General features: G+C 63.0%; 13 protein-coding genes. 11 read left to right on the forward strand and 2 right to left on the reverse strand.

What is annotated here, in order from left to right; all coding sequences use genetic code 11:
• Positions 1-3: 3 nt before the first annotated feature.
• The 3 genes from G6032_RS08105 to G6032_RS08115 all read left to right on the forward strand — a co-directional run bounded on the left by G6032_RS08105 (position 4) and on the right by G6032_RS08115 (position 3,444).
• Positions 4-1,725, forward strand: a complete 1,722-nt coding sequence (locus G6032_RS08105; RefSeq protein WP_165281647.1) for a LamG domain-containing protein — start codon at positions 4-6, stop codon at positions 1,723-1,725.
• Positions 1,726-1,794: 69 nt separating this feature from the next.
• Entirely contained in the window at positions 1,795-2,247 is a 453-nt protein-coding gene (locus tag G6032_RS08110; RefSeq protein WP_165281648.1) for a hypothetical protein, read from the forward strand.
• A 129-nt stretch (positions 2,248-2,376) separates the two neighbouring features.
• Positions 2,377-3,444, forward strand: coding sequence for a Yip1 family protein (locus G6032_RS08115; protein ID WP_165281649.1), 1,068 nt, complete (start codon positions 2,377-2,379; stop codon positions 3,442-3,444).
• Between the two features lie 30 nt (positions 3,445-3,474).
• On the opposite strand, the gene G6032_RS08120 is transcribed toward G6032_RS08115, so the two are convergent.
• Positions 3,475-4,113, reverse strand: coding sequence for a DUF4412 domain-containing protein (locus tag G6032_RS08120; RefSeq protein ID WP_165281650.1), 639 nt, complete (start codon positions 4,111-4,113; stop codon positions 3,475-3,477).
• A gap of 80 nt (positions 4,114-4,193) precedes the next feature.
• The gene (locus tag G6032_RS08125; RefSeq protein ID WP_165281651.1) at positions 4,194-5,345 is read right to left on the reverse strand and encodes a hypothetical protein; all 1,152 of its coding nucleotides are present in this window, start codon (positions 5,343-5,345) and stop codon (positions 4,194-4,196) included.
• A gap of 237 nt (positions 5,346-5,582) precedes the next feature.
• Here G6032_RS08125 and G6032_RS08130 point away from each other — a divergent pair, with 237 nt between their 5' ends.
• The 8 genes from G6032_RS08130 to G6032_RS08165 all read left to right on the forward strand — a co-directional run bounded on the left by G6032_RS08130 (position 5,583) and on the right by G6032_RS08165 (position 11,928).
• Positions 5,583-6,305 carry a cytochrome d ubiquinol oxidase subunit II gene (locus tag G6032_RS08130; RefSeq protein WP_165281652.1) on the forward strand — a complete coding sequence of 241 codons (723 nt, stop codon included), beginning with the start codon at positions 5,583-5,585 and terminating at the stop codon, positions 6,303-6,305.
• A 157-nt stretch (positions 6,306-6,462) separates the two neighbouring features.
• A complete protein-coding gene (locus tag G6032_RS08135; protein WP_165281653.1) occupies positions 6,463-7,209 on the forward strand; it encodes a CHAD domain-containing protein in 747 nt (248 codons plus the stop codon).
• Between the two features lie 10 nt (positions 7,210-7,219).
• Entirely contained in the window at positions 7,220-7,690 is a 471-nt protein-coding gene (locus G6032_RS08140) for a hypothetical protein (RefSeq protein WP_240902091.1), read from the forward strand.
• A gap of 19 nt (positions 7,691-7,709) precedes the next feature.
• On the forward strand, positions 7,710-8,642 hold the full coding sequence (locus tag G6032_RS08145; RefSeq protein ID WP_165281654.1) for an aldo/keto reductase: 933 nt from the start codon (positions 7,710-7,712) through the stop codon (positions 8,640-8,642).
• The gene (locus G6032_RS08150) at positions 8,639-9,364 is read left to right on the forward strand and encodes a DUF6064 family protein (protein WP_206211891.1); all 726 of its coding nucleotides are present in this window, start codon (positions 8,639-8,641) and stop codon (positions 9,362-9,364) included. Before G6032_RS08145 ends, G6032_RS08150 begins: the two co-directional genes overlap by 4 nt.
• A gap of 274 nt (positions 9,365-9,638) precedes the next feature.
• Positions 9,639-10,265, forward strand: a complete 627-nt coding sequence (locus G6032_RS08155) for a chalcone isomerase family protein (RefSeq protein ID WP_165281655.1) — start codon at positions 9,639-9,641, stop codon at positions 10,263-10,265.
• On the forward strand, positions 10,262-11,080 hold the full coding sequence (locus G6032_RS08160) for an alpha/beta hydrolase (protein ID WP_165281656.1): 819 nt from the start codon (positions 10,262-10,264) through the stop codon (positions 11,078-11,080). Before G6032_RS08155 ends, G6032_RS08160 begins: the two co-directional genes overlap by 4 nt.
• A gap of 2 nt (positions 11,081-11,082) precedes the next feature.
• Positions 11,083-11,928, forward strand: coding sequence for a cupin-like domain-containing protein (locus G6032_RS08165; protein WP_165281657.1), 846 nt, complete (start codon positions 11,083-11,085; stop codon positions 11,926-11,928).
• The last annotated feature ends 38 nt before the right edge of the window (positions 11,929-11,966 follow it).

Genomic DNA, 11,966 nt, shown 5'->3' on the forward strand with positions numbered 1-11,966 from the left:
GACATGAGAAAATATATTCCATTCGCGGCTGCGCTTGGGTTGCTGGCATTCGTACATGCGGGCACGGCAATAGCCCAGTCCTGCGAAGCCTACTTCCCTTTCGATGGCAGTCTCGCCGATGCCAGCGGCAACGGCTTCGACGGCCGCATGCTCGGCCAGGACGGGGCGGCAGCTACGCCCCGCTTCGTGGAGGGACGTTCCGGCCAGGCGCTCGCCTTCGACGGTACTTCGGCGATGCGGGTACTCATGGACCTCCATTACGAAGGTTGTCCGCAGGTCAGCTTCACGGCCTGGATCCGGTTTGACGGTCCTTTGCCGAAAGGCAACCAGGTGATCCTTGCCACCGGAGGGTCCGGGCCGGGGCTGCGGGCGGCCGGATCAACCCTGAGCCTGAACGGTACCGCGAACGGTCTCTCGGCGCGAAGCGCCGTCAGTCGTGACAGCGGCTGGATGTTCGTCGCGGGCGTCTACGACTATGCCAACAACACCTATTCACTCCACTGGCGCAATCGCAGTGCCGAGGGAACGCTGAGCCAGCATCGGCGTCCGCCCGAGGAGGCGGTCTGGGTCGGGGCGATGAACGACCGGCTCACGAATGCCGCCTCCAGCATCGTCATTGATGATCTCCGGATATTCGGCGCAACACTCAGGCCGGAGGACATTCGCGCATTGGCCCGGGACACGCGCGTGGTGCGTCGCACAGGGCCAACGTCCACAGAGGGGACTGCGTTGCCGGGTGACCAGTACGATCCGGCGCGCCTGCCGGGTGACCAGTACGATCCGGCGCGCCTGCCGGGTGACCAGTACGATCCGGCGCGTCTGCCGGGTGACCAGTACGATCCGGCGCGTCTGCCGGGTGACCAGTACGATCCGGCGCGTCTGCCGGGTGACCAGTACGATCCGGCGCGTCGGCGTGGAAGCCATTCAGCCGCGTCAAGCGCTGGTCCTCAAGGGCTTCAGCAAGGGATCGAGGAGAACCAGCCGATCGTATTCGGGTCAGCGCCGGAACCGACTTCTGGATCTCGTGAGATTGTCACGACGGATGTTCGGGACAGTCTTCAGGAGAGTGTTGACGAACGGCGGCCCATCGAATTGGGCTACGAGTCTGAAGAAGAAGGGGTCGCGGCGGCGGAAGCAGCAGCGGCTCGCCGGGAAGCAGAGGCTGCTGCTGCGGCGGCGGACACCGCCCAAGCCGTGGTTCCGCGCCCAACGGGCTCGCCGAGGTTCAGTGCGATCGCCGGAACGTCTGGTGACGTACAGAGAATTATTGATCTGGAGACGGACTTCTTGCATCAGATTTGGTGGCGCGAGCAAGGCGACGTTCCATGCCGAATTGGCGTTAGCACGGCAGATATTGAGCGCGAAGCTGTCACTCCGACAGAGTTATGTCCGGCGTTGGTACTGCCAGGGAGCAGTTTTCGAGTGACACTCCAGACAAGTGTCATCTCCAGTATCGAGGTCTGCCAGCGCGACAGCAATCAAAGGCTGAAGGGAATTCGGGTCGTAGGCGACCGGGTGAACGCTGACGGAACGGTTGAGTATGTACCTGGCGCGGCGGACCAGGAATCGTTGACCAACTGCCAGACCTGGAGTCCGAGAGTAATGTGCCCATCGCAGCAAGTTGCGACCGGCCTCGTAGTGCATACGCAGGAACGACGAGGAGAGACCGAAGCCATCACTGGACTGCAGCTTGTCTGTCGAGCCGTGACGGCTCAATCGAACTAGCGGCAGGCCGACCATGCTGAACCCCCGTTTCGCTTTCGGGCTGCACAAAGACGTTGGAGGGTTCTAGGAATGACCACTCATTTCAAATCCGGGACGGCCGGACTGGCATTGCTGTTGGCGTTTACGCTCGCTGCCTGCGATCGCGAAACCTCGGGAAGCAGCAATCCGGACGGACCCAAATGGCGCCTCACCTACTCCGGCGACCTATCCGGCCACATCGAGGGAAAGTCCGTGGTAATCGTGAGAACGGGTCCGTCCGAGCACCTGAATTTCGCCGTGAGGACAATCGGCAACAACCCCGGGCTGACGGCGACGCTCTCAGTGCACGAAGGCAAACCTTCCGGGTTCCTTACCCGGGTGACCCTCGAGGACGGCACCCGGTGCGCGCCATTCAAACGATCCGATGTGAGCATTCTCGATACGAGCAAGGAGACCTTCCACGCGACGGTCAATGGGCAGATGAAGTGTGGTGAGCCGGAGGATCAGATCATCGACTTCCAGGCGGTCATTCAGGAACGATGATGCCTCCCACGTGAATGCCAAGCTTCGGGTCGGCCGGTCGGCGTCCCGTGCCAGTCGGCGGGGCGAGTGCCGTAGAGCCACACTGCTCCAGGACCTCGGCCGTCCGAGTCAACCAATGGGAAATCGATCATGCTTGCACTGAACTGCACTTTCTCGCTGATCAGGGGCGCCCTGTTCGCTCCCGAGGCGACCTGGCGTGGTTATCTCCCGGAGGCAGACAACTGGCAGAAGACTGCATTCCTGCTGACCGGCCCGCTGATCATCCTGGCGGCCGTGCTCGGCTACGTGCTCGGCCTGCTTTTCAGCGGCGCGTACGTTGTCGGCTTCCGCCCCACCATCGGGATGACGCTGCTCAGTATCGTCTTCGGCGCGATCGCCGCCGGCATCGTCGCATTCATCGTCAGCACGCTGGCCGGCCTGTTCGGCGGCAAGCGCAGCTTCGCGCTTGGGCTGGCGGCTACCTCGCTGGCGTTCGTGCCGGGCTATCTCGGCCAGGCGCTGAGATGGCTGCCATGGATCGGGGGTTTGGTGTTTCTCGTCCTGTTCATCTATGCCCTGGTGCTGTTGTGGCGCATCATCCCCCTCTACCTCGAGGTGCCTGCCGGCAGGCGCGTCGGCCATTACATCCTCACATTGATCGCTACCGTCGTAGTCATGGTTCTCATCGGGTTGCTTTTGCGACCGGTCATCGGTCCTGAGATGTCGGGCCTCGGTGACTACGCTGACGTCCAGTTCCCTGACGGCGATACAAGTGGTGTCGGTGGAGTGATGGGTGGCGCCATCCGCCAGGCGGAGCGCCTGGCGGCGGCGGAGGAGGACCGCTATGCGCCGCCAGCGAACGGCAAGCTCGAAGAGAATCAAGTCAAGGAGTACGTCCGCGTCATGATTCGGGCGCGCGACATCTCGGCAGAGAACGCCGAGCGGCTGCAGGCACTCGCCGAGCGGGCGGATCGCAACGAGCGGATGTCGCTGAGCGACATGAACGAAATGATGAGGGGCGGCACGCAAATGATGGGCATGAACACCATCGAGCTCGAGGTGGTGAAATCAGGTGGCGGCAACTGGGCCGAGCACCAGTGGGTTCGCGAGGCGCTGCGCACGGCCTACTTTCAACGCGACACCGACGCGGTCGCTGCGCACAACTACCAGCTCTTCAAGAAGTACGAGGACGAGCTGGCCCAGTTCATCGCGCGGTAATTCGACCGGAAACAAACCCCGCCTGCTCGCCTATTCGCAGCCGCTGTATCCGGCTGGCACCTCGTAGGTTCCCGCGGGCGCCGCCTTCTGCTCGATGGACTCGAGCTCGGTCCACATCTGTATCGGGCCCATCTGGATCTCGGAGCGGACCGGAAAACCGCCGAGGTCGTATACCGCGAGCATTGCCGCAGATTCGGGTGTCGCGACACTTTCCATGTAGGCGCGCTGGATCGGGTCGACATCAAATTCGCCGGTGATCCAGACCACCATCTCGATACCGTCGTTGCCGCCGGTCAACTCGTGCACCTCGGCTTGCCATGGGCCGACGGCCTCCGACTTGCCGGTCTTGCGAAATTGCACGGCTTCGACGGCCTTCTGCAGTGCGGGCAGGTCGCGATCCACGTCGCGCGTAGACACGCCGTGACAAGTCCGGGCCTGGTCGTCGACGATGTAGAGCATGCCGGCGGCCAGGTCGCCAATCATCCGGCTGTTGTCGTCGATGCGTGCGATCCGGTTCTCACCGGACCAGAATCGGACCGTGCTCGTGCTGTCCGCTGATGCGCCAGAGCCCTCGCGTATGACCATCAGGGTATCGCCCAGGGCTACCGGTACCCAAAGGATGGTCAGCAGCGAGGACGCGAAGATCCGTCGAGAACTAATGGAATACATGGGTTGCTCCTCAGAACGCGTCAAAGAGATATCAAGTCGGCTGTTTTGCGCGGTGACTCCGTACCCGCTGGCTGAACAGCCTAGAAACGCAGCTGGAACGCCACCTCGAACACCGGCCAGCCGTTGTGTGTGCAGCGGATCTCGCGCACCCTGTCCGAGGTGTCGCCGAGATCTGCAAGCTGGTACATCGGCACCACCAGTCGCCCGCTTGTCGCGGGCAGCGGGATACTTCGGGGCACGGAAAGAACGAAGTCCGCTCCAGGGCCGACCCGCTGCGACTCGATCGGGTTGCCGGCCTCGTCCAGCGGCGCCATGCTGATCTGCACGTCTTCCGGCGTGTCTGCGCTTTTCAGAACCTGCTGGAAAAGTCCCATCAGCTGCGCCATGCCGTCGGCTTCGGGGCCTTGCCCTTGCTGGGGCATGGTGTCGGCGGCCCCCTTCAACAGGTTGCCGATGAAATCGCCGCCGCCGATGGTGCTGGCGGAGCACTCCAGTGGTACGGCCGGGTCGGCGTTCCGGTAGTCGAACTCCACACCGTACCGGGTACAACGGCCGCGTTCACAGTTGTCCTGCCCGTCGACCTGGATGATCGTCGCCTGTTTGCAGACGCGCTCACCGCACAACTCGCCGGCGCGGAAAGCCGCCACTCGCATCGCGTCCGGTCCCGCCGTGGGATAGGAATCGAATACCGGCTCGACGACGGCTCCGCCAGCGCTGAGGCAGCGTCCCAGGCCGCGGCTGCAGCTGAGCTGCGCGCCCTCGGGACAACGGAAGGCCGGTTCATGGCTGTTCGGTGCATGCAGTGTGTACTCGAAACGGATCGGGGCGCTGTCGAATGGTCCGCTGCCCATGGCCCAGGACGCGGCCCGCTCGAGACCCCAGGCTTCGATGGCCTGGGTGTGACAATACGTGTCGCAATCGAGGCCCTGGGCATTCATCCGGCAGGCGTCGAGGCAGTCGTCATGCTCGCGGCAGCCCCGGTGGGTGCCGCAGCTGTGCGACACCACCCGACGGACGCGTTGGGTGTCGAGGCACTCGAAGGCAATCGATTGGCTGCAGGACCCTGGGCAGCCCTTGCCACAGGCGCCGCGACACATCGAAGGCAATGTTCCCGGCATCGGGCCGAAGGCATTGCGCACCGTTTCGCCCGGCTGGGCCGACCGCTCCGCAGACGCGGCCAGGGGCAGGAGCAGAGTGAGTGCCACCAGAAGTAGCAGGCGGGCAGGGCTCATCTCTTTCGCTCTCCCTTCAGTCCAGAACGAGGCGCCGCATGATCTCGAGGGCAGCATTCGCCCGACCGCACGGTTTCTTTCACTACACCCGACTAAAGCGCAAAAAGGTCAACGCTACCGCCACCTGCACGCCGAGGCTGCGACCGGGAAAACCAGCCTATACTTCGCGAGCATGGGTGCTGCGGGTGAAATTGAATGACTCAGGCTATGAACGGGGTGTCCGGAGGGCCGGTACGGATGGCGTGGAAGGTCCTGCTGGTAGTGGCGTCGATTCTGCCGGGCTTGGCATTCGGCGCCTGGCTGGGCGCGCAGTTCCTGGTGCCGCGCGACGCCGGCCTGGCGGCTGGCGCCATGGTGCTCTGGTACGGCTTGCTCGGCGGGCTGGTCGCCGTCATCGGAGCCGTGCTGCTGGTGCGTTACCTGGCAGGGCCACGCCTCCGCGTCACGGCGTTGTTCATGGCCGGTGTGAGCTTTGTCTTACTGGTGTGGCTGACGCTGAGTTTCGCCGAGATGGGGACGGAACGGGCTGAACACCGGCGACAGGCCGTAGCGATGTTGCCGGCCTTCGAACTGGCGCTGACAGGGCAACTCGAGCCGGGACTGCGACGCTTCACCTACACGTCGCAAAACAACGACTGGCGCATCGAAAAAATGGATGGGACACGTTGCCAGGGAGGACTGCCCGAGGGCAAGGCTGGAAACAAGGCTCGGGTGGAACTGTTGAGCGCACTGCGCGGACTGGACGTGGCCGGCGTCCTGGCGGCGCCGCCAGGCTGTCAGCAGACGGGCGAGTTGCTTGCGATGCTGGCAATGAGGATTCACGAGGCCAAACCGCCACCTACCGAAGGAAGCCTTTCTCTGACCACGGCCTGCCGGGGCGAAATTCCGGAGATCGCAGCGTTGCTGGAGCGTGTCGAAAGCGTCTACCGGATTTACCAGAAAAGCCTGGTCTGCGACTGATCCTTTCCACATTCGAATGCGGATGTCGCATGGGCAATGTGGCAGCCCTCGCGGCGTCCGCATGGCCTTTGCCTACGCAAAACACCTGACCCGATGATCGCGGACCTGGCAGGGCCTTCTCCGCGACTTCTATACTCGGTGGAGACGGAGCACAGCCATGTCCTATCAACTCGAAATCTCCGAACCCATCGATGTCGGCGTGCGTCGCATCGCCCACGAACTGATCGACGACGCCATCGCGCACATCGAGGCGCCCGAGCGTGACCGCCAGCGCCTCGCGCCGGCGCGCAGGGCGCTGACGCTGCACAAGCAACACCTCGCCGCGGACGTGGCGGATCTCGGTGCGCGCCTGGACGCCTTCGGTGAGCGCATGCATGAAGCCCGTCAACGCGTATCGGAATGGCGCCTTCCGACGGACGACCCGAACCAGGGCAAGTGCGGCTTCGAACTGCTCGAGGGTGGTCTCGAGAAGACCTACAGGAGAGGCCGCAAGGCCATGGCGATCGCCGGGGACAATCCTGGCGTCGAGACCTTCCATGAATGGCGCAAGCGAGCCAAGTACCTGCGGTATCACTTGCGCTTGCTGCGTCCGGCCTGGCTACGGCTGCTCAAGCGCACCCGCAGCGAGGTCAAGACGCTGGGTGACCTGCTTGGTGACGATCATGACCTGGCGGTGCTCGAAGAGACGCTCGTGGTCGCGACAGGTGACAGCGCGGACAAGGAGCGGATCGAACTGTTGAAAGGCCTGATGCATCAGCGCAGCGTCACGCTTCGTGCGGAGGCCTGGTGGTTGGGTCAGCGCATCTACGCCGAGCAGCCCAAGGCGTTCCGCAAGCGGATCGGTCGCTACTGGATCACGGCTCGCGACCAGCACCGCGCTGCTACCCGTGGCTCGAGCACTTAGCAGCGCATTCATGAGTTCCGGATCGACAGCCCCGCGCAACCGAGGGATTCCGCTACCGCACGCCGGCCCCACGGCCTGGACGAGATTCCTGGCGCACTTTTTGTTCGTGCTTGCCGCGTGGACTATCTTTATCAAGTACGTATTCCCGATCGCCTTCGCGATCGCGGAGGGGGAGGCGCCGACACGATGGGTCTACTGGGATCTTTGGCCTGTCGCGCACGCCTGGCTGGGCTGGGCGCTGTTGTTCCGGCCGCCATGGACCCGGAAGCTCGCGATCGGGATGGCGGTCACCGAAATCGCGATCATCGCAACGCTGCTGTCGCTGTTCCTCGCCGATCCCGAATGGTCCATCTGGCGAACGAACTGGTTCGTCAACAAGGTGTTCGTCCTTGCCTGCTTCGTGCTGGTGCTGACGACCGCGCTGCTACAGCCCGAACAATTCAAAGGCAGAGCGGTCAGTCCTGTAGAAGGAGCGCCCTGAGAAGCCCCGGGAGAGCCGCATGAGTTTCCAAGCCGATCGCCGCAGAGTCCTGAAGCTGATTTCCGCCGGGATGATTGGCGTCTCGTTGGGCCCACGGAGCCTGCTGGCGGCAAGCGATTCGCCGATGACCAAGCCGATCCATGCCACGGGGCAGGCTTTGCCGGTCATCGGCATGGGCACCTGGCAGACCTTCAATGTGGGTCGCGACGAGCAGCTGCGCAGGGCACGCACCGAGGTGCTGGCGGCCTTCGTCGAACATGGCGGCGGCATGGTCGACTGCTCACCGATGTATGGGTCGTCGGCTGCCGTGATGGGCTTCGCTCTCGATCAGCTTGGGCGGCCGGACTCGGTCTTCTCCGCAGAGAAGGTCTGGACCCGTGATGACGGTGAGACGCGCAAGCAGATCCTGGGACAGGCGGCGCAATGGGGCATCGACCGCTTCGACCTGGTGCAGGTTCACAACCTGCTCGCCTGGCAGGCCCACCTGGAAACGCTGCGCGAGATGAAACATGCCGGCGAGATCGGGTACATCGGCATCACCACCTCGCATGGGCGTCGTCACGAGGAATTCGAGCGAATCATGGAACAGCAGCCGCTGGACTTCGTCCAGCTGACCTACAACCTCACGCACCGCGAGGTCGAACAGCGTTTGCTGCCGCTGGCCCAGGAAAAGGGTATCGCCGTGATCGCCAACCGGCCCTATGACGGCGGGCCCCTGATCAAGCGCATCCAGGCGCGCCATCGAGTGCCCGCCTGGGCCGCGGAAGAGTTCGATTGCAGGAATTGGGCCGATTTTCTGCTCCGATTCATCGTCAGCCATCCCGCCGTGACCTGTGCCATTCCGGCCACCACGCGCGTCGAGCACATGTACGAGAACATGCACGCCGGCCAGGGACCGATGCCATCGCCGGATCTGCGCGAACGTATGATCCGGCATGTCGAGTCGCTGTGAATGACCAGATCGGGACGGGCCCGCTCGGCGATCCCGGCAGCTACGCGCTGGTGGATCTCGTGCCGTTTTCGGCCGAAGTCTACTTCCGGCTGCTGGAGCGAGTCGGCGAATCGTTCTGGCCGTTGCACATGGCGACGCTGGTGCTCGGCGTTGCCGCAATGCTCCTGATGTGGCGCGGCAGGGCGCGTATCGCATGCATGCTGCTCGCGGCGCCATGGGCCTGGGTCGGTATCACGTTCTTCGAGCAGCGATACGCTCAACTGAACTGGGCCGGGAGCTGGTTTGCCGGGGCTTTCCTGGCCCAGGCCGCCCTGCTGCTACTGCTTGCGGCGATGGGTGCAGGTTTTGATCGCACCGCAATAACGCAGCACACGACGCGGACGGGTATCAAGCAACAATCGCTGCCGCGTGCCGGCGGCCTGGTCCTGGCCGGGTTCGGGGTGCTTGCTTATCCCGCCATCGCACCGCTGTCAGGGTTCGCCCCGTTCCAGGCGGAGACTTTCGGCGTGCATCCGGACCCGACGGCCGTGGCCACGCTGGGTATCCTGCTGGTCGGACTGCGCGGCTTCGGGCTCTGGCTGGCCGTCTCGATCCCTGCGCTCTGGTGCGTGGTCACGGGGCTCACGCTGCACGTGCTCAATGCCGCCTGGGGACAGATCCCGCCGGCGGTCGCGGTACTCGCGCTCGTCCTTGCTCTATGGAAGACCGTGAGAAGCAAATAGCCTTGGCGAGTCGTTCGCCGGGCGATCATTACCCTGGAGCCCCGCGGCATTGGCCTGGGCGAGGGCAGCAGAGCGTCATTCCTTCGTCATATTGCCCGATTACCGTGATCGGCTGCGGCCGCCGGGGCTGACGTGGACAAGCGGGCGCAAAAAACGTACCGTCACTTGCTGAGGCATGCATGGCAGCCTTGGAACGACAGGCCGGCCGCGTCGGGACGACTTTCACAGCGCGCCGACTCGGTACTTCCCCGTGGGAGCGACGGAAGCCAACCCCATGAACACCGCGAAGATAATCGTCCCCTGGACGCTCGTGCTCGGCATGCTGTTGACGCCGGGCATGGCGCACAGCGATGAAACCAGGGGCACCGCGCGTTTCAGCGACAGCCTGCGTATAGATTACTCGGACGAGCAGCGAGTACTGCGGCAGACGGGCCAGACCGTGCGCAGGCAGTATTTCATGCAGATTTACGCCATGGCACATTACCTGGAGGGCGTTCTCCCGGAGGACGGCGACTCTCTTTACCGAAGCATTATCGATGCGCCGGGCATCAAGCAGATCACGATGGTTTTCCTGCGCGACCTGAGTGCCGGCCAGATCCAGGAATCCCTGTCATCCGGCCTGAGGTCGAACGCCTCGAAAGAGCGTTATGAAAGTATCAGGCCGGATATCGAGATATTCATGAGCGCCATCAATGACGACGTCAAGAGCAGCGATGAGTTCGTCCTGCGCTGGTACCCGGACGGCACGATGGATTCCTATCACGAGGGCACCAAGGTGAGTTCCATCAGCAACGCTGAGCTTGCGGAGACGATGTGGTCGATCTGGTTCGGTGAGAGTTCCGTCGTGGACAGGTCGGCGCTGGTCGAGCGTCTTTCTCGAGCCGACGAGGCGCAGCTATGAAAATCATCAAGGGCGAATTGTCATTGGGCCGTTTCCTGGTGCCCTATCGTGTGTATGGCGAGGCGGCGCGTACGATCGTCTGCATCAGCGGTGCGAAGCAGACCATGGCGGCGTGGCGTTCATTCATCAGTCATTTCGTTTCGGACTACTCGGTCGTGGTGTTCGATCTTCCGGGACAAGGCCGCGCCCGGATCCTGTCAGGGTCGCCGGGGGTGAGTTTCGATGAGCAGGTCGATGTCCTGCACAGTGTCGTCATGGAGACCAATCGCAATGGTCCCGTATGCCTCGCGGCCGCGTCCTGGGGCACGATCATCTCCGCCGCGCTCGCTGCCCGCCATCCCGAGCTGGTCGACAAGATGATACTCGGCAGTTTCGGCACGAAGCCGAGCAAGGCGCTCATCGCGGTCATCAAGGCCGGCCAGCAGTTGTTCGACGGGAACAAGACGGTCGAAATCGCGCCACTGATGATCGAGAACTTCGGCCAGTACATTCCCGATTCGCACAAGAAGCAGATGATCGAGCAGTTCCGGCACATGAGTCGTGAGCAGTTGCTCAGTTTCTACGAGCACTGCACTTTCATCGAGAAGGCCGCGGATGTTTCCGAGTTCGTCGACCTGGCGAGCATCAAGGCTTCGACCCTCATCGTCACTGGGGAATACGATTCCATTCTCGACGTGGCGGATGTCGAAGAGGCATCGCAGCGTATTCCCGACTGCGAGTTCCGTCTCATCCGGGGCGCGGGGCACTTCCTCCACTGGGAGCGCGCCGACATCCTGTATACCTACAGCGAGTTCCTGGCGAGGCAGCCGGCCTGACCATGAGCGAGCTGAAACTGGCCTCGGTGGACCGCCTGCCGGTCCTCGACAGCGCGAGTTTCCAGGCGGACTACTTCCGGCCGCTGAAGCCGCTCGTGCTGCAGTCATTATCGAAGAGCTGGCCTGCATCCTCGAAGTGGACGCCGGAGTTCTTTCGCGAGGTTCATGGCGACAAGCAGGTCAAGGTCTACGATGCGAGTTTCGTCGCGGCGGGGCGCAACTACATGAGCGGTGTCCAGACGCTGGCGCTGCGCGACTATATCGACCTGGTCATGACGACGGAGCAGGACCTGCGGATGTTCCTCTACAACATCCGTTACGAGATTCCCGAACTGCTCGAGGACATCCGTGTTCCCGATCTCGTCGAGAGCGTCTCGAAGAATTTCGTCTTCATGTTTTTCGGCTGCAAAGGCTCGGTTACGCAGATGCACTTCGACATCGACATGTCGCACGTGTTGCACACGGTCATACATGGCCGGCGAACGGTGTACCTGTTTCCGTACGCGCAGGGCAGGAACCTGCATCGCTACCCGTTCACCTGCCGAAGCTACGTCGATGTGGCCCGACCGGACTTCGACCAGTTCCCCGGGCTGGAGAACGCCGAGGGATTCAAGGTCACCCTCGAGGCGGGGGATACGCTCTACATGCCGAGCGGCTACTGGCACCACTTCGTCTACGACGAAGCCGGCTATGCCGTGACGTTCCGTTGCAGCAGCACGACCCTGGCCGGCAAGCTGCATGGTTTCTATAACCTCGCCGTGATGCAGATGATCGATCGCCTCATGAACAAGCTTTCCCCAAATAGCTGGTTCGAGTGGAAAAGGCGGCGAGCCGCGACCCTCCAGTAAAGGCAATCGCCAAAGCCAGGATCCGTGGCTTCAAGCCC

The organism is Wenzhouxiangella sp. XN24 (assembly GCF_011064545.1).
Classification (GTDB): Bacteria; Pseudomonadota; Gammaproteobacteria; order Steroidobacterales; family XN24; genus XN24.

Coding starts and splice junctions, on each gene's coding strand:
- G6032_RS08105 (WP_165281647.1), top strand. CDS start 4: ATGAGAAAATATATTCCATTCGCGGCTGCGCTTGGGTTGCTGGCATTC.
- G6032_RS08110 (WP_165281648.1), top strand. CDS start 1,795: ATGACCACTCATTTCAAATCCGGGACGGCCGGACTGGCATTGCTGTTG.
- G6032_RS08115 (WP_165281649.1), top strand. CDS start 2,377: ATGCTTGCACTGAACTGCACTTTCTCGCTGATCAGGGGCGCCCTGTTC.
- G6032_RS08120 (WP_165281650.1), bottom strand. CDS start 4,113: ATGTATTCCATTAGTTCTCGACGGATCTTCGCGTCCTCGCTGCTGACC.
- G6032_RS08125 (WP_165281651.1), bottom strand. CDS start 5,345: ATGAGCCCTGCCCGCCTGCTACTTCTGGTGGCACTCACTCTGCTCCTG.
- G6032_RS08130 (WP_165281652.1), top strand. CDS start 5,583: ATGGCGTGGAAGGTCCTGCTGGTAGTGGCGTCGATTCTGCCGGGCTTG.
- G6032_RS08135 (WP_165281653.1), top strand. CDS start 6,463: ATGTCCTATCAACTCGAAATCTCCGAACCCATCGATGTCGGCGTGCGT.
- G6032_RS08140 (WP_240902091.1), top strand. CDS start 7,220: ATGAGTTCCGGATCGACAGCCCCGCGCAACCGAGGGATTCCGCTACCG.
- G6032_RS08145 (WP_165281654.1), top strand. CDS start 7,710: ATGAGTTTCCAAGCCGATCGCCGCAGAGTCCTGAAGCTGATTTCCGCC.
- G6032_RS08155 (WP_165281655.1), top strand. CDS start 9,639: ATGAACACCGCGAAGATAATCGTCCCCTGGACGCTCGTGCTCGGCATG.
- G6032_RS08160 (WP_165281656.1), top strand. CDS start 10,262: ATGAAAATCATCAAGGGCGAATTGTCATTGGGCCGTTTCCTGGTGCCC.
- G6032_RS08165 (WP_165281657.1), top strand. CDS start 11,083: ATGAGCGAGCTGAAACTGGCCTCGGTGGACCGCCTGCCGGTCCTCGAC.